15 protein-coding genes are annotated in these 18,470 nt (G+C 67.7%); 14 read left to right on the top strand and 1 reads right to left on the bottom strand.

All coding sequences use genetic code 11. From position 1 onward, the window contains the following. Positions 1-145: 145 nt before the first annotated feature. The 14 genes from ACNJ7E_RS29080 to atzF all read left to right on the top strand — a co-directional run bounded on the left by ACNJ7E_RS29080 (position 146) and on the right by atzF (position 17,525). Positions 146-463: an FmdB family zinc ribbon protein gene (locus tag ACNJ7E_RS29080; RefSeq protein ID WP_172651491.1), complete on the top strand. Its 318-nt coding sequence runs from the start codon at positions 146-148 to the stop codon at positions 461-463. Positions 464-484: 21 nt separating this feature from the next. Next, positions 485-1,744, top strand: a complete 1,260-nt coding sequence (fmdA, locus tag ACNJ7E_RS29085; protein WP_005563337.1) for a formamidase — start codon at positions 485-487, stop codon at positions 1,742-1,744. 141 nt (positions 1,745-1,885) lie between these two features. Beyond that, positions 1,886-3,298 (top strand): acetate metabolism transcriptional regulator RamB, encoded by a 1,413-nt coding sequence (gene ramB / locus ACNJ7E_RS29090; protein WP_007301354.1) that lies wholly within the window; start codon positions 1,886-1,888, stop codon positions 3,296-3,298. A 262-nt stretch (positions 3,299-3,560) separates the two neighbouring features. After that, the gene (urtA, locus tag ACNJ7E_RS29095; RefSeq protein WP_418341603.1) at positions 3,561-4,814 is read left to right on the top strand and encodes an urea ABC transporter substrate-binding protein; all 1,254 of its coding nucleotides are present in this window, start codon (positions 3,561-3,563) and stop codon (positions 4,812-4,814) included. A gap of 44 nt (positions 4,815-4,858) precedes the next feature. Beyond that, positions 4,859-5,743 (top strand): urea ABC transporter permease subunit UrtB, encoded by an 885-nt coding sequence (gene urtB / locus ACNJ7E_RS29100; protein ID WP_005251836.1) that lies wholly within the window; start codon positions 4,859-4,861, stop codon positions 5,741-5,743. Continuing rightward, on the top strand, positions 5,740-6,858 hold the full coding sequence (gene urtC / locus ACNJ7E_RS29105) for an urea ABC transporter permease subunit UrtC (RefSeq protein ID WP_005261082.1): 1,119 nt from the start codon (positions 5,740-5,742) through the stop codon (positions 6,856-6,858). The genes urtB and urtC overlap by 4 nt, the downstream gene beginning before the upstream one ends. Next, positions 6,855-7,700, top strand: coding sequence for an urea ABC transporter ATP-binding protein UrtD (gene urtD, locus ACNJ7E_RS29110; protein ID WP_005261083.1), 846 nt, complete (start codon positions 6,855-6,857; stop codon positions 7,698-7,700). Before urtC ends, urtD begins: the two co-directional genes overlap by 4 nt. Then, the gene (urtE, locus tag ACNJ7E_RS29115) at positions 7,687-8,400 is read left to right on the top strand and encodes an urea ABC transporter ATP-binding subunit UrtE (RefSeq protein ID WP_283330982.1); all 714 of its coding nucleotides are present in this window, start codon (positions 7,687-7,689) and stop codon (positions 8,398-8,400) included. Before urtD ends, urtE begins: the two co-directional genes overlap by 14 nt. After that, entirely contained in the window at positions 8,400-9,098 is a 699-nt protein-coding gene (locus ACNJ7E_RS29120) for a GntR family transcriptional regulator (protein ID WP_011594949.1), read from the top strand. Before urtE ends, ACNJ7E_RS29120 begins: the two co-directional genes overlap by 1 nt. Before the next feature lie 99 nt (positions 9,099-9,197). Beyond that, a complete protein-coding gene (locus tag ACNJ7E_RS29125) occupies positions 9,198-10,034 on the top strand; it encodes an SDR family NAD(P)-dependent oxidoreductase (RefSeq protein ID WP_280779840.1) in 837 nt (278 codons plus the stop codon). After that, a complete protein-coding gene (locus ACNJ7E_RS29130) occupies positions 10,031-10,564 on the top strand; it encodes a carboxymuconolactone decarboxylase family protein (protein ID WP_418341604.1) in 534 nt (177 codons plus the stop codon). Before ACNJ7E_RS29125 ends, ACNJ7E_RS29130 begins: the two co-directional genes overlap by 4 nt. Positions 10,565-10,597: 33 nt before the next feature. Then, positions 10,598-12,037, top strand: a complete 1,440-nt coding sequence (locus tag ACNJ7E_RS29135) for a short-chain fatty acid transporter (RefSeq protein WP_418341605.1) — start codon at positions 10,598-10,600, stop codon at positions 12,035-12,037. A 92-nt stretch (positions 12,038-12,129) separates the two neighbouring features. Then, complete coding sequence (gene uca, locus ACNJ7E_RS29140) at positions 12,130-15,780, top strand: urea carboxylase (RefSeq protein ID WP_280779837.1); 3,651 nt, start codon at positions 12,130-12,132, stop codon at positions 15,778-15,780. Further along, on the top strand, positions 15,780-17,525 hold the full coding sequence (atzF, locus tag ACNJ7E_RS29145; protein ID WP_280779836.1) for an allophanate hydrolase: 1,746 nt from the start codon (positions 15,780-15,782) through the stop codon (positions 17,523-17,525). The genes uca and atzF overlap by 1 nt, the downstream gene beginning before the upstream one ends. Here the strand turns inward: atzF and ACNJ7E_RS29150 are convergent. Continuing rightward, on the bottom strand, positions 17,522-18,379 hold the full coding sequence (locus ACNJ7E_RS29150; RefSeq protein WP_418341606.1) for an SDR family oxidoreductase: 858 nt from the start codon (positions 18,377-18,379) through the stop codon (positions 17,522-17,524). The two genes, atzF and ACNJ7E_RS29150, sit on opposite strands and share 4 nt — an antisense overlap. Between the last annotated feature and the right edge of the window lie 91 nt (positions 18,380-18,470).

An 18,470-nucleotide genomic window follows, 5' to 3' on the forward strand; every position in this document is an offset into this window, starting at 1 on the left:
AGCCGCAGGTGGTGAACCAAATGCACGCAACTCGTCGTACACAGACAGTTCCGCCCCTGCGCCCCTCGCCTTCCCGCCGCCGCACACCCCTCGACGCGCCCGTTGTGACTGCAATCACCAATAAGGTCGGTTACCGTGACCTCGAATGGTCTCCTCCGGCGAAGGGCACCAGATGCCGCTGTACGAATTCCGATGCGCCGCCGACTGCGGCCCGTTCGAGCGGTCGTTCCCCATGGCCGACGCACCCGGCACCACCCGCTGCCCCCGATGCGACCGCGACGCCGTCCGGCGCGTGTCCTCGCCGCGGCTCGGACACGGGTCGTCGTCCGCGATGAACCTCCTCGACAGCACGAAGAGGTCGGCTCACGAACCGGACGTCGTCACCGGTCCGCCGCCCCGGACCACGGCCGGGCGTTCACCCGTCACGAACAACCCGCTGCACCGCCGACTTCCTCGTCCCTGACCGGTCACCGAAGGAGCGCACATGCCCGAACTGCTGTTTCCGCTCGATTCCTCGAAGAAGTTCACCGATCAGGCGATCGTCGGCCACAACCGCTGGCACCCCGACATCCCGGCCGCGGTCACGGTGAAACCGGGCGACTCCTTCCGCGTCCACTGCCGCGAATGGTTCGACGGCGCCATCCACAACGACGACTCCGCCGACGACATCCTGAACGCGCCCCTCACCACGGTCCACACATTGTCCGGGCCGTTCGCCGTGGAGGGCGCGAAGCCCGGCGACCTGCTGATCGTCGACATCCTGGACGTCGGACCGATCCCCCAGGAGGATTCCGGCCCGCTGGCAGGCCAGGGATGGGGGTACACCGGGATCTTCTCCCGCCACAACGGCGGCGGATTCCTCACCGAGCAGTTCCCCGACGCCTACAAGGCCGTCTGGGATTTTTCCGGTCAGACCGCCACGTCGCGGCACGTCCCGCACGTCTCGTTCACCGGCATCGTCCACCCCGGACTGATGGGCACCGCGCCGTCGGCCGCCCTCCTGTCGAAGTGGAACGCGAGGGAGGGCGCGCTCATCGCCACCGACCCGGGCCGGGTTCCCCCACTCGCCCTGCCGCCCGAACCGCAGGACGCCGTCCTCGGGTCCCTGTCGGGCGCCGACTTCGACCGCGTCGCCGGCGAGGCCGCCCGCACCGCGCCCCCACGCGAGAACGGCGGCAACCAGGACATCAAGAACCTCACCAAGGGCAGCCGCGTCTTCTACCCGGTGTTCGTCGACGGCGCGAACCTGTCCGTCGGCGATCTGCACTTCTCCCAGGGCGACGGCGAGATCACGTTCTGCGGCGCCATCGAGATGGGTGGCTTCATCGACCTGCGCGTCGACATCATCAAGGGCGGCATGGACACGTACGGCGTGTCCGAGAACGCGATCTTCATGCCCGGCAACACCGACCCGCAGTACTCGGAGTGGCTCGCGTTCTCCGGAACGTCCGTCACCCTCGACGGGGAACAGAAGTACCTCGACTCGCACCTGTCGTATCAGCGGGCCTGTCTCCACGCGATCGACTACCTCACCAAGTTCGGGTACAGCCCCGAGCAGGCCTACCTCCTCCTCGGCGCCGCACCGATCGAGGGCCGGCTGTCGGGGGTGGTGGACATCCCGAACTCCTGCTCGACGGTGTACCTGCCGACGGCGATGTTCGACTTCCCCGTCGCACCGTCCGCGTCGGGTCCGTTCCAGATCGACCCGGGTGTCGGCGCGCCGCGCTCGGAGAACAAGGCCTGAGCGCGGGCGAATGATGTACCTTTCAGCACCTCCAGTGCGCCCAGAGGTACATTCACCCCGCGTCACCGTGTCCCGACCCGCGCGAGTAAATCTTGCGAAGGTTCCGTTCGCAGATCTGACCTGCGCCGGTACCATTGCCGTATGTCCAAGACCTTCGTCGGCACCCGGTTGCGTCAGCTCCGAACCGAGCGTGGACTGAGCCAGGCGGCGCTGGCGAAGACGCTGGAGATCTCCGCCAGCTACCTCAACCAGATCGAGCACGACGTGCGGCCGCTGACGGTGCCGGTGCTGCTGCGGATCAGCGAGGTGTTCGGCGTCGACACCACGTTCTTCTCATCCCAGGACGACACTCGCCTGATCGCGGAGATGCGCGAGGTGGCGCTGGACCAGGAGATGGGCATCGACGCGGACGCCCAGGAGATCGCCGAGATGGTGGCGTCGCATCCGGGCCTGGCGAAGGCGATGGTCAACATGCACCGCCGCTTCCGTAACACCACCGCGCAGCTGGCTCTCGCCACGGAGGACCGCTACAGCGACGGCAGTGGTAGCGGCTCGATCACGATGCCGCACGAAGAGGTCCGCGACTACTTCTATCAGCGGCAGAACTATCTGCACGAACTGGACACGGCGGCGGAGGAACTGACCGCGCGCATGCGATTCCACCGCGGCGACGTCGGCGGTGAGATCGCCCGCAGGTTGCAGACCGTGCACGACGTGCAGATCGTCAAGCGCATCGACCTGGGCGAGAACGTCCTGCACCGGTACGACCCCGAATCCCGGCTGCTGGAGATCTCGCCGCACCTGTCGGGCGGCCAGCAGGTGTTCAAGTTCGCGACCGAGCTGGCGTTCCTCGAATACGGCGACCTGCTCGACAAGCTGGTGGCCGAGGGCGGCTTCACGAGCGACGAGTCCGTGGCGCTCGCCCGGCTCGGGCTGGCCAACTACTTCGCTGCGGCCACGGTGCTGCCGTACGGCCAGTTCCACGACGTGGCCGAGGACTTCCGGTACGACATCGAGCGGTTGTCCGCGTTCTACTCGGTGAGCTACGAGACGATCTGCCACCGCCTCTCGACGCTGCAGCGTCCGAAGTTGCGCGGCGTTCCGTTCATGTTCGTCCGCGTCGACCGGGCCGGGAACATGTCGAAGCGGCAGTCCGCCACCGGGTTCCACTTCTCCACCAGCGGTGGCACGTGCCCGCTGTGGAACGTGTACGAGACGTTCGCGTACCCCGGCAAGATCATGAACCAGATCGCGCAGATGCCGGACGGCCGCCGGTATCTGTGGATCGCCCGGACCGTCGAACGTCGCGCCCAGCGCTACGGCCAGCCGGCCAAGATCTTCGCGATCGGGCTCGGCTGCGAGATCCGGCACGCCCACCGGCTCGTCTACGGCGACGGTCTCGACCTCGACGATTCCAACCCGGGCACCCCGATCGGCGCCGGTTGCCGGGTGTGCGAGCGCGTCAACTGCCCGCAGCGCGCGTTCCCGCCGCTCGGCAAGCAACTCGACATCAGTGAGCACCAGAGTTCGGTCTCCCCGTACCTGATCCGCTGACTCGCCTTGTGTCACATCGGTTCAATCCGACTGAACCGGTGTCACATTGGCCGCAGCGGCAGCAGCCTCCGGCCCCGCCGGGAGCGCTGTGAGCGGTTGTTCACGTAACCGTAATTCGCGTCACGAACACGTCACCGACAGACATTCAGGCGCAACAACGGCCGCTTAATGTTCGCCCCACGAATACACCTCTGTATACGTGGGGCGGATACATGTCCCGGGTTGCGGAGGTCCCCAAGTCCTCCGACGGAAAGGCCCGTACATGCGCACCTTCTCCAAGCGCGCCCTCGCTGCACCGACCGCGCTCGCCGCCATCGGGCTCGTGCTGACCGGTTGTGGCAGCAAGGCGTCCGACACGGCCGGCGAGTCCATCGCGGCGTCCTGTGTGGACACCTCCGGAGACACGATCAAGGTCGGGTCGCTGAACTCGCTGTCCGGCACGATGGCCATCAGCGAGGTGACCGTCCGGGATTCGATCGCGCTCGCGGTCGACGAGATCAACAACTCGGGCGGCGTGCTCGGCAAGAAGATCCAGATCGTCGCGGAGGACGGGGCCTCGGAGCCCACCGTGTTCGCCGAGAAGGCGGAGAAGCTGATCAGCAGTGACTGCGTCGCAGCCGTGTTCGGCGGTTGGACGTCGTCGAGCCGCAAGGCGATGCTGCCCGTGTTCGAGGACAACAACTCGCTGCTCTACTACCCCGTGCAGTACGAGGGCCTCGAGGATTCGAAGAACATCTTCTACACCGGGGCCACCACCAACCAGCAGATCGTGCCCGCACTCGACTACCTGAAGGAGAAGGGCGTCAAGTCGCTGTACCTGGTGGGCAGCGACTACGTGTTCCCGCAGACCGCCAACCGCATCATCAAGGCGTACGCGGAGGCCAACGGCATCGAGATCAAGGGTGAGGACTACACCCCGCTCGGCTCCACCGACTTCTCGACCATCGTCAACAAGGTCCGCTCCGCCGATGCGGACGCCGTCTTCAACACCCTCAATGGCGACTCCAACGTCGCGTTCTTCCGCGAGTACGCGAACGTCGGCCTGAAGCCCGCCGACATGCCCGTCGTGTCCGTGTCGATCGCCGAGGAGGAGGTCGGCGGTATCGGCGTCCAGAACATCGAGGGCCAGCTGACCGCCTGGAACTACTACCAGACCATCGACACGCCGGAGAACAAGAAGTTCGTCGACGCGTACAAGGCCCGGTACGGCGCGAACAAGCCGACGTCCGACCCGATGGAAGCCGCCTACACGTCCGTGTACCTGTGGAAGAACACCGTCGAGAAGGCGAACTCCTTCGCCACCAAGGACATCCAGGACAACGCGGACGGCGTCACGTTCGCCGCACCGGAGGGACTGGTCACCATCGACGGGTCCAACCACCACATCACCAAGACCGCGCGCATCGGTGAGATCCGGAACGACGGCCTGATCTACACGGTCTGGGATTCGGGCACCCCGATCCAGCCGGACCCGTACCTGAAGTCCTACCCGTGGGCCGAGTCGCTGGGTAGCTAGAACACGGTCCGACGAGCACGAGGGAAGAGAGAGGACATACATCGATGGATGTAGTGATCGGACAGCTGTTCACCGGGTTGAGTATCGGATCGATTCTGTTGCTCGCGGCGCTGGGGCTGTCGTTGACGTTCGGCCAGATGGGCGTCATCAACATGGCCCACGGCGAATTCATCATGGCCGGCTCGTACACGGCGTACGTGGTGCAGCAGGTGGTATCGAGCGCCACCGGTTCTCTGTTCATCTCTCTGCTCGTCGGTTTCGTGGTCGGTGGCGCGATGGGCGTCCTCCTCGAGGTCACCCTCGTCAAGCGGATGTACCACCGGCCGCTGGACACGCTGCTGGTGACGTTCGGGGTGGGGTTGATCCTGCAGCAGCTGGCACGGGACGTCTTCGGTGCGCCCGCCGTCAACGTCGCCGCACCGGAGTGGCTCTCCGGTGGTGTGGAGATCCTGGGCGCGGTGGTGCCGAAGACGCGCCTGTTCATCCTGGTGCTGGCCGTCGTGGCCGTCGTCGCGCTGTCGCTGGCGATGCAGAAGTCCCCGATGGGACGCCGCATCCGCGCCGTCGTGCAGAACCGCGACCTCGCGGAGACGAGCGGGATCTCCAGTCGCCGAACCGATGTGACGACGTTCTTCATCGGTTCCGGTCTGGCGGGTGTCGCCGGTGTGGCGCTCACCCTGATCGGCTCGACGAGTCCGACCATCGGGCAGAGCTACCTCATCGACGCGTTCCTGGTGGTCGTGGTCGGCGGCCTGGGTCAGATGAAGGGCGCGGTGATCGCCGCGTTCGCACTCGGCATCCTCAATTCGTTCGTCGAGTACTCGACCACGGCGTCGATCGCCAAGGTCATCGTGTTCGTGGTCATCGTGGTGTTCCTCCAGGTTCGGCCGCAGGGCCTGTTCGCCGTCAAGACGAGGAGTCTCGTATGAGCATCCTGACGAGTGGCCGCTACCGCGCGTGGGCGGGATTCGCACTGGCCGCGCTGCTTCTGTTCGTCGTCGCCCCCGCGGTTCTCAGCGACTTCCGGCTGAGTCTGCTCGGCAAGTTCCTGTGCTTCGCGATCGTCGCGGTCGGTATCGGCCTGGCGTGGGGCCGCGGCGGCATGCTCACCCTCGGCCAGGGTGTCTTCTTCGGGCTGGGTGCCTACATGATGGCGATGCATCTGAAGATCGCCGACGCCGAACTCCGCGGAGACACGGTGCCCGACTTCATGCAGATCGCGGGCATCCGGGAGCTGCCGGGCTACTGGGTGCCGTTCACGTCGCCGATCGTGACGATCCTGGGAATCCTGCTGATCCCGGCGCTGGTGGCGTTCGTCCTCGGGCTCGGGGTGTTCAAGCGCCGCGTCAAGGGCGCCTACTTCGCGATCCTCAGCCAGGCGCTCGCCGCCGCATTCGCCATCCTGCTGGTCGGCCAGCAGAGCACCGGAGGAAGCAACGGCCTCAACCGGTTCCGCACGTTCTTCGGTTTCAACCTGAACGATCCGGCCAACAAGCAGATGCTGTTCTTCATCGCCGCCGGCGTGCTGCTGGCCGTGGTCGCGATCACCCGGCAGCTGATGAACAGCCGTTACGGCGAACTGCTCGTCGCCGTCCGGGATCAGGAGGAGCGCGTCCGCTTCCTCGGGTACGACCCGGCGAACATCAAACTCGTCGCCTACGTGACGGCCGCGTTCTTCGCGGGCCTCGCCGGCGCGCTGTTCGTTCCGATCGTCGGCATCATCTCCCCCGCCGATGTCGGGATCGTCCCGTCGATCGCGTTCCTGATCGGGGTGGCCATCGGCGGACGTTCCACGCTCCTCGGCCCGGTCCTCGGCGCCATCGGGGTGGCGTGGGCGCAGAGCGCGTTCTCGGAGTCGTTCCCGTCCGGCTGGACGTACGCGCAGGGTCTGCTGTTCATCGTGGTCGTCGGCTTCTTCCCGGCCGGTGTCGCGGGGCTGTTCGCGCTGCTGAAGCGGAAGAAGAAGGCCTCCTCCGACGAACCTGCCCCGCCCGGACCGGAAGACGAGACCGAGCCGACGGAACGAATGGAGATGGCCCGATGACGATTCCTGCCACGGCCAAGGAGCCGGTGCTCGGCGGCAACGCCGGAATGTCCAGCGAGTACCTCGAGGTCCGGGACCTTCGGGTCAGCTTCGACGGCTTCAAGGCGGTCGACGGCGTCGACCTCACCCTGATGCAGGGCGACCTGCGGTTCCTCATCGGTCCCAACGGCGCCGGCAAGACCACTCTCGTCGATGCCATCACCGGGCTCGTCCCCGCGACGGGATCGGTCACGAAGTCCGGTGTCGAGTTGATCGGCAAGAAGGTGCACCGCATCGCCCGGCTCGGTGTGGGCCGCACGTTCCAGACCGCGAGCGTGTTCGAGGAGCTGACGGTTCTCCAGAACCTCGACATCGCGGCGGGCGCGGGCCGGTCGGCGCTCACACTGCTGCGCCGACGCAAGACGGTGCTCCCTGCCATCGAGGAGGCGCTCGACGTCACGGGTCTCGGCAAGCTGCGCGACACCCCGGCCGGAATCCTCGCGCACGGACAGAAGCAGTGGCTGGAGATCGGAATGCTGCTGGTGCAGAACTGTTCCGTCCTGCTGCTGGACGAGCCGGTGGCCGGCATGAGCCACGAGGAACGCGACGAGACGGGAAACCTGCTGCGCCGAATCGGCGGTGAGCGGACCGTCGTGGTGGTCGAGCACGACATGGACTTCATGCGCGCGTTCGCGACGTCGGTGACCGTGCTGCACGCCGGGAAGGTGCTGAGCGAGGGAACCGTGGAGCAGGTGCAGGCCGATCCACGGGTGCAGGAGGTGTACCTCGGGACCGCCGCGGCCGGTGCCGCCCCCGAACTGCAGCCCGAGGTTTCGAAGGAGGACAGTGATGCTCGAGCTTGAGAACATCCGGGCCGGGTACGGCCGAACCGAAGTGATCCACGGAGTCTCGCTGACGGTCCCGTCGGACGGTGTGGCCGCGGTGATGGGACACAACGGAGCGGGCAAGACGACGCTTCTGCGGGCGGCGGTCGGACTGATCAAGGTCGATTCCGGGCGGGTGCTGTTCGACGGCGAGGACGTCACGGCGTTGCGGCCGAGCGCCCGGGTGGCGCGCGGCCTCGCCTACGTGCCGCAGGGCCAGCAGTCGTTCGGTCAGCTGACCACCGCGGAGAACCTTCAGGTGGTGGCCGACGGCCGCAAGCGCGGAAAGGAACTCGTCGGCGAGGTGCTGGATCTGTTCCCGGCTCTACGCGGCCTGCTCGACCGGCGTGCCGGTCTCCTCTCCGGTGGGCAGCGTCAGCAACTTGCCATCGCGCGGGCCCTGATCACGGAACCGAAGATGCTGATCCTCGACGAACCGACGGAAGGCATTCAGCCGTCCGTCGTGGCCGAGATCGAGCGCACCATCATGGAACTCACCCGCCGCGGCGGACTCGGAGTCCTGTTGGTGGAACAGCACATCGGGTTCGCTCTCGAATCCGCCGAGAGCTACTACGTCCTCGAGTCGGGGCGGGTCACGTCCTCCGGCGCCGGTGGCGCCGCACCCGGTTCCGACGTCCGTACCGCGGTCTCCGACGTCCGCGCGGCGATGGCGATCTGATGGCACGCCGAGAACCGGCCGGCTCCCTCAGCGATCACGTGTATCTGTCGCTGCGCACCGACCTGATGAGCGGCCGGATCCCACCGGGACAGCGTCTCGGCGAGGAGCGTCTCGCCGACACCTACGGGGTGTCGCGGACGCCGGTGCGGGAGGCCCTGGCCCGGCTCCTCGCCGACGGACTCGTCCAGCGCGACGTGGGCGGGTTGTTTCCGTACCGCCCCCGCATCGACGAGCTGGCCGGACTGTACGAACTGCGCATCACGCTCGAGCTCCAGGGAATCGCCCGGGTCCGCGCCGACGAGTCGCTGTCGCACGACCCGGACGTTCTCGGACCCGAGCTCGACCGGTGGTACGCGTTGCGGAAGGAGAACCCCGAGCCGGACGCCGGGTTCGTGGCGCTCGACGAGCAGTTCCACACCGTTCTGCTGCGGTCGGCGGGCAACCGGGCGCTGTCCGATGCGCTCGTCAACGTGAACGCGAAGGTGCGGCCGGTCCGGATGTTCGACTACCTCACCCCCGACCGCATGAGCGCGACCGTCGATGAACACATCTCGGTGGCCGAGCTCGCCCTCGACGGCAAGCTGGATTCCGCGTACGACACGCTGCTCGCGCACATCAGCGAGTCGCGTGAGGTGGTCATCGAGCGTGCTGAGCAGGCACTTTCCCTCGCACGCATGGCGTGGGCGATCCGCGATTGAGACAGTTGTCCAACTCGGTTGGACATTTTTCCCACCAATGAACCGAGCGGGTGCTAGCGTCTTGCTACCGCTCGGTAACACAGGTTGGGAACTCGCTTCATGTCACGCACTCTCGAAGAGAATCTGGTCGGACGCCGCGTCCTGATCACCGGCGCAGCCCGGGGTATCGGCGCCGGACTCGCCAGACGACTTCACGAGCGGGGCGCCCGTGTCGGGCTGCTCGGCCTCGAACCCGAACTCCTCGAACAGACGGCCACCACGTGCGGCCGGGCGCCGTGGCGTCGCTGCGACACCCGCGACCGGCGAGCCGTCGAGGACTCGTTCGACTACCTCACCGACCGGCTCGGCGGCCTCGATGTCGTCGTCGCCAACGCGGGCGTGACGCCCCCGGCGCACATCGTCGAGGGTGATCCGGAGGTGATGCGGTATGCCATCGAGGTGAACGTGATGGGGACGTACCACACGCTGCGGGCCGCGGGACCGTACATCGGGCACCGCAACGGGTACGCGCTCGTCGTGGCGTCGTCGACGACGTTCAGCCCCCTGCGTGGTGTCCACGGCGCCACGAGAGGCGGTGCCGAGGAACTCGGCGAGGCCCTGCGGGACGAGATGAAATCGCTGGGGACCCGGGTCGGCATCGCCCGGCTCGGCGAGATCGACACGGACCGCACCCTGATCGATTTCGACGGCGTCGCGGTTCCCCCACCCCGCGGCAGCGCACTGACCCGGACCTCCTCGATCACGGTGGCGGTCGACGCACTCGAGCGGGCAATCGCGGGACGGAAGAATCGGATATACGCACCTTCCCGGGTACCCGGGAAGGATTCTGTGCGTATGCTCGCACTTCGGGCCACGGAGATGACCCGTTCAATCGAACTACGCGCGCACGCAGCCGTTCCCACGAGGGGACGAGTAGAAGGAGAGGGGGCGGCGTGACCGCACGCATTCCACCCGGACGTCTGAAGGAACTCGGCCCCGTCAACTGGGTGTTGTGGCGAATCCTCTCCCGTGTCGCCGGTGTGCCGGACGCTCATCTGTTCAGCACGGTGGGCCGCACGGGCGGCCTCTTCCGTGCGTGGCTGCAGTACTCCGGCAAGCTGATGCCGGGCGGGCAGATCTCCCGGTACGAGACCGAATTGATCATCCTTCGCGTGGCGCACCTGCGGAAGTGCGCCTACGAGATGGATCACCACGTGCGCCTCGGACGCCGGGCGGGCGTCACCCCGGCGCTCCTCGAACAGGTGCTGGAAGGTCCCACCGCGGAAGGCTGGGACGCGCGCCGTCGCGCCATCCTCACCGCCGTCGACCAACTCGCCACCACCGACAACCTGGACGATGCCGCGTGGTCGGCGCTGAGCACCCACTTCGACGACCGCCGGATGATCGAATTCTGCTTTCTGGTGACCCAGTACGACGCCCTGGCCACCACCATCGGGACTCTGAGGATCGAACGCGACTATTCGTAGGTTCCGCATCGCGTAGAGAAGAGGAACGGCCGCATGACATCCGCTACCGAAGAAGTCCGTTCCGAGAAGGGACTGGCGCGGGTCGCGCAGTCGCTGGCCGGCTGGACGGAAAAATGGTTTCCGGACGCCTACGTCTTCGCGCTCGTCGGCGTCTTCGTCGTCTCGGTGGCCGCATTGGCCAACGGTTCGTCTCCGCAGACGGTCGTGGACGCGTTCGGTGACGGTTTCTGGGATCTGACGGCGTTCACCCTGCAGATGGCGATGGTGGTGCTGACCGGGTACGTCGTCGCCACCTCCCCGCCGGTCGCCCGGCTGATCGATCGTCTGGCCATGGTGCCTCAGTCGGGGCGCACCGCAGTCAGTTTCGTCGCATTGCTGTCCATGTCGGTCTCCTTCCTGAACTGGGGGCTCAGTCTGGTGTTCGGCGGGCTGCTCGCCCGGGCGATCGCCCGCCGATCCGACCTGAGAGTGGATTACCGCGCACTCGGCGCGGCGGCCTTCATGGGTCTGGGCGCCGTGTGGGCGCTCGGCATGTCCTCGTCCGCCGCGCAACTGCAGGCCACCGCCGCGTCCCTGCCGCCCGCGCTGCTGGAGATCACCGGCGTCCTCGACTTCGGGACCACGATCTTCACCTGGCAGTCGCTGCTGATGTGCGTCATCATCATCGCCCTGACCGTGGGCATCGCCCACTTCTCCGCGCCGAGGGGTGCGGCCGTCACCACCGCCGAGGATCTGGACGTCGACCTCGACGACCGGCCGAAGGAGGTGGCACCCCGATCGCGACCGGGAGAGTGGCTCGAATACAGCCGGATCCTGCCGGCGCTGGCCGGTCTGATGACGTTGGGGTGGCTGATCTCCCAGCTGGTGACCAAACCCGTGCTCACCGTCGTCAGCAGCCTGAACGCCTATCTGCTGGTCTTCCTCATGCTGGGGCTGGTGCTGCACGGGACGCCGCGCAAGTTCCTGCAAGCCGTCGCGCTGGCCGTCCCCGCCACCGCAGGCATCCTGGTCCAGTTCCCGCTGTACGCCGCGATGGCCGCGATCCTGACGAAGGCCGAGGGCAGAAACGGCCTCACCATCTCCGAGCACCTGGCCGATTTCTTTACGAACATCGGCAGCGGCGGCGGCTTCACCGTCGTCATCGCCCTCTACACGGTCGTGCTGGGCCTCTTCGTGCCGTCCGGAGGCGGAAAATGGCTGGTCGAGGCGCCCTACGTCATGCAGTCGGCCACCGACGTCGGGATGAACCTGGGCTGGACGGTCCAGGTGTACAACGTCGCCGAGGCCCTGCCGAACCTGATCAACCCGTTCTTCATGCTGCCCCTCCTCGCGGTGCTGGGACTCAAGGCGCGCGACCTGGTGGGATTCACGTTCCTGCAGTTCATGTTCCACCTGCCGGTGGTCCTGCTCCTGGTGTGGCTGCTCGGAACGACATTCGAGTTCGTACCCCCGGTGCAGCCCTCCTCGCCGTGACCCCGAACCGCGCGGGCCGTGAGAGGTCTTACTAACCCACGCTTTACCTCGAGAAATCTCGGCGAAACACCCCGTCCTTAGCGTATACAACCATGTCCACAGGGATGAATACGCCGCCGATCGAGTACTCCTTCGACACTCTGCTCGTCGCGAACCGGGGCGAAATCGCCTGCCGCATCATGCGATCCGCGCACATCCTCGGACTGAAGACGGTCGCGGTGTACTCCGACGCCGATTCGGCGGCCGCGCACGTCGAGATGGCCGACGTCGCCGTCCGGCTGGGCCCGGCTCCCGCCCACGAGTCGTATCTGCGGGCCGACGCCGTCGTCGAAGCCGCACTGGCGACAGGCGCGGGCGCGATTCATCCCGGATACGGCTTCCTCTCGGAGAACGACACGTTCGCCGCGGCGGCCGAATCCGCCGGGATCGCGTTCGTCGGCCCCACCCCCGAACAGCTCCGCACGTTCGGGAACAAGCACACGGCGCGCGAGGCCGCTCGCGCCGTCGGCGTCCCGCTCGTCGCGGGCAGCGGGCTCCTCGACTCCGTCGACGCCGCCCTGTCCGCGGCCTCCGACATCGGCTATCCGGTGATGATCAAAGCCGTCGGTGGCGGCGGGGGCATCGGGATGCAGGCGTGCTTCGACGCCGCCGAACTCCGCGAGGCCTACGACCGCGTCCAGCGCCTCGCCCAGGCCAACTTCTCCTCGTCCGGGGTGTTCCTCGAACGCTTCGTCGCCCGCGCCCGCCACATCGAGGTGCAGGTGTTCGGCGACGGACTCGGCCGCACGCTGAGCCTCGGCACCCGCGACTGCTCACTACAGCGCCGCAACCAAAAAGTGGTCGAGGAGGCCCCGGCGCACGGACTCTCCGACGACGTGGTGGAACAACTGCTCAGCTCGTCCCGCAGTCTCGCGTCGTCGGTGAACTACCGGTCCGCGGGAACCGTCGAGTTCGTCTACGACGTGGACCGCGGGGAAGCGTCGTTCCTCGAGATGAACACGCGACTGCAGGTCGAACACCCGGTGACCGAGGAAGTCACCGGGGTGGACCTCGTCGAGTGGATGCTGAGACTCGCCCGCGGGGACGGTTCCATGCTCGACGGGCTGCCCGACTCCGGACCCGAGATCAGGGGAACCGCCGTCGAGGCCCGCATCTACGCCGAGGACCCCGGCCACGACTACCGTCCCAGCGCCGGACGACTCACCGGGGTCGAGTTCCCGGCTCACACGCGGGTCGAGACGTGGGTCGAGACGGGCACCGAGGTGAGTGCCTACTACGACCCGATGCTGGCGAAGGTGATCACCCGCGGGCACCGGCGCACGGCGGCGTTCGCCGCCCTCGCGGAGGCACTCGCCGACACGCACATCTACGGGGTCCAGACGAACCTGCCCCAGCTGCGGCGGATCTGCGTCGCCGACACGGTGCTGGCCGGCGAGCACACCACGCAGTCGCTGGCCGATCTGCGGCCGACCGGCCGACGCGTCGACGTGCTCCGCGCCGGGACGATGACCACCGTGCAGGATCACCCCGGCCGAATCGGACTGTGGGAGGTCGGTATTCCGCCGTCGGGACCGATGGACGACCTGTCGTTCCAGTTGGTCAACACCGCGGTCGGTAATCCGGTCGGCGCGCCGGGTCTCGAATGCACCCTGCAGGGGCCGCGCCTCGTGTTCTCGGACGCCACGGTGATCTGTGTGGGCGGCGCCGACGCCCCGGTCACGCTCGACGGCGAACCGATCCCCTTGTGGGAACCGGTGGAAGCGCCGGCCGGGTCGGTCCTCGACGTCGGCACTCCGGCGGACACCGGCCTGCGCACGTACGTCGCGTTCCGGGGCGGCATCGACGCTCCGCTGTACCACAGCAGCGCGTCCACGTTCACGCTCGGCGGGTTCGGCGGCATCACCGGCAAGGCCGTCACCACCGGTGACGTGCTGGGCCTCTTCGACGACTCGCTGTTCGAGAACACCACGGGTCTCGGCGCGCCGCACCCCGTCCCGGAGGACTCGCGTCCCGAGTTCACGCACGTGTGGCATCTCGCCGTCACCGAGGGACCGCAGCCGGCGCCCGCCTACTTCACCGACTCCGACATGGCGCAGTTCTACGACACGACCTGGAAGGTCCAGACCCACGCGAACCGGACCGGCCTCCGACTCGACGGCCCCAAGCCGGTCTGGTCGAGGACCGACGGCGGCGACGCCGGGCTGCACCCGTCGAACCTGCACGACAACCCGTACAGCGTCGGAGCGCTCAACGTATCCGGCGACACCCCGATCCTGCTCGGCCCCGACGGACCGAGCCTCGGCGGCTTCGCGTGCCCCCTCACCGTGGTGAAGGCGCACCGGTGGAAGCTCGGGCAGATCAGGCCCGGCGACGAAGTGCGGTTCGTCGCCGTCTCCGACGACGGTGCGCACGTGCTGCGGGCGTCGGATTCGTCTCGCAGACTGGATCTTCCGCCTACCGCAACCCACTCGGCGAACAGCGACGGCGGGGTCCTGCGCCGCATCCCGCCCGTACTGGACCGTCCCGAGGTCGCGTACCTTCGCGGCGGCGACGACAACATCCTCGTCGAGTACGGTGACCGGGTACTCGACCTCGGACTCCGCATGCGCGTCCACGCGCTGTCGGAAGCGCTGATCCGGCGTCGAGTCCCGGGCATCATCGACATCACTCCGGGTGTGCGCTCCCTGCACCTGCATTTCGACGCCGACGAACTTCCCGCCGGCCGGTTGCTGGACATCCTCCAGGACATCGAGGAACTGCTGCCCGCGACACACGATCTGGTGGTGCCGAGTCGCACGGTCCGGTTGCCGCTGTCGTTCGACGACCCGTCCATCGCCGAGGCCATCGACCGGTACCGCAACGGTGTCCGCGACGAAGCGCCGTGGCTGCCGTCGAACACCGAGTTCATCCGGCGCATCAACGGTTTGGACAGCGTCGACGACGTGCGCGACGCCGTGTTCGACGCCGAGTACCTGGTGCTGGGGCTCGGCGACGTCTACCTCGGCGCACCACTGGCCGTGCCCCTCGACCCGCGGCACCGCCTGGTCACCACCAAATACAACCCGGCGCGCACGTGGACGCCGTCCGACGCGGTCGGGATCGGCGGCAAGTACCTGTGCGTCTACGGCATGGAGTCGCCCGGCGGTTACCAGTTGATCGGGCGCACCGTCCCGATCTGGTCCGGCTACCGGCAGCACCGCCCCTTCGACGAGGGCACCCCGTGGATGTTCCGGTTCTTCGACCGCATCGTGTGGGAACCCGTCACCCCGGAGCAGCTGCGCGAATACCGCGAGCAGGCCGTCGCGGGGCGGTTCGACGCCGAGATCTCCGACGGCACGTTCGCGTTCGCCGACCACCTGAAGTTCCTCCGGGACAACGCCGAATCCATCGCCGAGTTCGACTCCCGGCAGTCCGCGGCGTTCGAGGCGGAGAAGTCCGCGTGGCGCGCGTCGGGCGAATTCGACCGCGTCGAGCAGGCGCCCGCACCCGAGCCGTCGGCACGGGTCGACGTTCCGCCCGGGGCTGTCGTCGTCGAGGCTCCCATGGTCGGCAGCGTGTGGCGTGTCGAAGTCGAAGCCGGGCAACGCATCGAACCGGGCCAGAACGCCGTGGTACTCGAGGCGATGAAACTCGAGATGCCGGTTGCGTTCACCACGTCCGGAACAGTCCTCGAAGTCCTCGTGTCACCGGGCGCGATCGTCGAACCGGGCACCCCTCTCGTCGTGATTGGAGCAGAAAACTGATGACTGTCGATGCCGTGAACCGCGGACAGACCACCCTCTCCCCCACCGCCCGTGTCGAGGATGCCTTCCGGCGGATCGCCGAGGTGGACCGTCCGGAAGTGTGGATCACCCTCCGGCCCGCCGAGGACGTGCACGCCGATGCCCTTGCCGTGCAGGCCCGTCTCGACGCCGGCGAAAACCTCCCCCTGGCCGGGAAGGTCGTGGCAGTCAAGGACAACATCGACGTCGCGGGACTGCCGACGTCGGCAGCGTGCCCCGAGTTCGCCTACCTCCCCGACGTCACCGCGAGCGCTGTGCGCCGCCTCGTCGAGCAGGGCGCTGTGGTGCTGGGAAAGACGAACCTCGACCAGTTCGCGACCGGGCTGGTCGGGACACGCAGTCCGTACGGCGCCGTCCGGTGCTCGTGGGACCCCGACCGGGTGTCGGGCGGATCCAGCTCCGGTTCCGCCGTCGCCGTCGCCCTCGGCATCGCCGACATCGGAATCGGCACCGACACGGCAGGTTCCGGGCGGGTCCCGGCCGCGTTCAACGGTCTCGTCGGCATCAAGGCGACACTCGGCGTCATCCCCGCCGACGGCGTCGTTCCCGCCTGCGTCGACTACGACTGCGTCACCGTCTTCGCCACCGAACTCGACACGGCCGTGACCGCCGCCCGCATCATGTCGGGCCCGGCGAGCGCGGACCCGCGAAGCCGCGCGTGGCCGTCCGACGTCCGCCTGGCGGCGCCCGCGCAGCCGAGGGTCGCGATTCCCGCGGAACAGAATCTCGATCTGCTGACACCGGAGTACCGTGCGGCATTCGTCGCCACGGTGGGGTCGTTGGCGGACCGAGGTTTCTCCGTCGAGGCGATCGACATCTCCCCACTCCTCGACGCCGCCCGCCTGCTGTACGACGGCGCCGTCGTCGCCGAGCGGTACACCGCTGTCGGGAAATTCCTCGACACCGCACCGGCGGGTGCCGATCCGGTGGTCACCGCCATCGTCGAGTCGGCGAGGAAGCCGGCGGGCCACGAGTTCGCCGCCGACCTCGACACGCTCACCCGCGTCAAGGCGCAGACGCGGGAACTGCTGGCCGGTTTCGACGGCCTCCTGCTGCCCACCACCACCGAACACCCGACCATCGCTGCCGTACAGGCCGATCCGATCGACATCAACCGGCGGATGGGCACCTACACGAACTTCTGCAACCTGCTCGATATGGCCGCCGTCGCGGTCCCGGGCGCCCCGACCGCCACCGGCGACCCGTTCGGTGTCATGTTCGTGGTGCCTGCGTTCGCCGACCAGGTGGCCGTGGACCTCGCGGCCCGTCTCGTCGGTGCACCGGCGCCCACCCTCGTCGCGGACGGTGTCGAACTCGCCGTGTTCGGAGCCCACCTGCGCGGACAGCCCCTGCATTTCCAGCTCGAGGACATCGGCGCACGGTTCGTGGACACCATCACCACCACGGACGCCTACCGGCTCACCGCGCTCGCCACGACACCGCCCAAGCCCGGCCTCGTCCGTCGCGGCCCCGGCGCGGGGGCGGCGATCGCCGGGGAACTGTTCCGGGTGTCGCCCGCCGGGCTGGGCGCCTTCCTCGCCGCACTGCCCGCCCCGATGGCGCTGACGAGCGTCGAATTGTCCGACGGCCGCGCCGTGGTCGGCTTCAGTTGCACCCACGACGCGGTCGACGGGGCCACGGATATCACCGAGTTCGGCAGTTGGGTTGCCTACACCCGTGAGTACTTGTTAACCGCCCGCGGTTAATAAGTACTCACGGCAAGGACGGCGGCGGCGCGAGTCGAGTTGCGCCCGATCAGCTTCTGCAGGTCGCCGCTCTCGGTGTCGAGGGCGCCGACCGCGACTCCCGCATCGGAGTCGGCGAGCATGCTCGCGATCGGTGCGGGCAGTCCGGCCCCCTTGAGCACCGCGGCGTACTCGGCCTGTGGAAGATCCTTGTACGACACCGACTTTCCGAGGACGGAGGAGATGACCTCCGCCAGTTCGCTGTACGTCAGGCGCTCGTCGCCACCGAGCTCGTACACCTTGCCTGCCTGCCCGTCGGCGAGCAGGACCGCGGCGGCGGCCTCGGCGTAGTCCTTGCGGGCGGCAGCGGCGACGACACCCGTTCCGGCACTGCCGAACAGCGCACCGGTCTCGGCCGCGGCGGGAATGCTGCCGAGGTAGTTCTCCCAGTACCAGCCGTTGCGGAGCAGCGCGAAGTCGATTCCGGACTGCGTCAGCCGGTCCTCCGTGGCGCGGTGTTCGACGGCCAATCCGATCAAGCTGTTCTGCGCGTCGAGGACGCTGGTGTACGCGACGAATCCGACCCCGGCGGTCTTCGCGGCGTCGATGACGTTGGTGTGCTGGGCAACCCGCTGACCGACCTCGCTGCCGGAGACGAGCAGCAGCTTGTCGACGCCAGCGAAGGCCGACTGGAGTGCGGCGCGATCACCGTACTCCGCCTGCCTGATCTCCACGCCCTTGTCGGCGAGGTCCGCGGCCTTGGCCGGGGTGCGGACGACGGCGACGATGTCGCCCGCGGGGGTGCCCTTGTCGAGCAGTGCCTCGACGACGAGTCGACCGAGGTGTCCGGTTGCTCCTGTGACGGCGATGGTCATGACGAACTCCTAGCACATGAGGGGGCGAGTTGACTTTTCAAGCTCACTTTCCATCATGCACTAATTTTTCGTAAGTGCAAATGTTTCAGTA

The organism is Rhodococcus mengyinensis (assembly GCF_048381435.1).
Classification (GTDB): Bacteria; Actinomycetota; Actinomycetes; order Mycobacteriales; family Mycobacteriaceae; genus Rhodococcus_F; species Rhodococcus_F opacus_D.

Excerpts from the sequence above, each read along its gene's own strand:
- atzF (WP_280779836.1), top strand. The coding sequence starts at position 15,780 with ATGACTGTCGATGCCGTGAACCGCGGACAGACCACCCTCTCCCCCACC.
- urtD (WP_005261083.1), top strand. The coding sequence starts at position 6,855 with ATGACGATTCCTGCCACGGCCAAGGAGCCGGTGCTCGGCGGCAACGCC.
- ACNJ7E_RS29150 (WP_418341606.1), bottom strand. The coding sequence starts at position 18,379 with ATGACCATCGCCGTCACAGGAGCAACCGGACACCTCGGTCGACTCGTC.
- ACNJ7E_RS29125 (WP_280779840.1), top strand. The coding sequence starts at position 9,198 with ATGTCACGCACTCTCGAAGAGAATCTGGTCGGACGCCGCGTCCTGATC.
- uca (WP_280779837.1), top strand. The coding sequence starts at position 12,130 with ATGTCCACAGGGATGAATACGCCGCCGATCGAGTACTCCTTCGACACT.
- ACNJ7E_RS29080 (WP_172651491.1), top strand. The coding sequence starts at position 146 with ATGGTCTCCTCCGGCGAAGGGCACCAGATGCCGCTGTACGAATTCCGA.
- urtC (WP_005261082.1), top strand. The coding sequence starts at position 5,740 with ATGAGCATCCTGACGAGTGGCCGCTACCGCGCGTGGGCGGGATTCGCA.
- ACNJ7E_RS29135 (WP_418341605.1), top strand. The coding sequence starts at position 10,598 with ATGACATCCGCTACCGAAGAAGTCCGTTCCGAGAAGGGACTGGCGCGG.
- ramB (WP_007301354.1), top strand. The coding sequence starts at position 1,886 with ATGTCCAAGACCTTCGTCGGCACCCGGTTGCGTCAGCTCCGAACCGAG.
- urtB (WP_005251836.1), top strand. The coding sequence starts at position 4,859 with ATGGATGTAGTGATCGGACAGCTGTTCACCGGGTTGAGTATCGGATCG.
- urtA (WP_418341603.1), top strand. The coding sequence starts at position 3,561 with ATGCGCACCTTCTCCAAGCGCGCCCTCGCTGCACCGACCGCGCTCGCC.
- fmdA (WP_005563337.1), top strand. The coding sequence starts at position 485 with ATGCCCGAACTGCTGTTTCCGCTCGATTCCTCGAAGAAGTTCACCGAT.
- urtE (WP_283330982.1), top strand. The coding sequence starts at position 7,687 with ATGCTCGAGCTTGAGAACATCCGGGCCGGGTACGGCCGAACCGAAGTG.
- ACNJ7E_RS29120 (WP_011594949.1), top strand. The coding sequence starts at position 8,400 with ATGGCACGCCGAGAACCGGCCGGCTCCCTCAGCGATCACGTGTATCTG.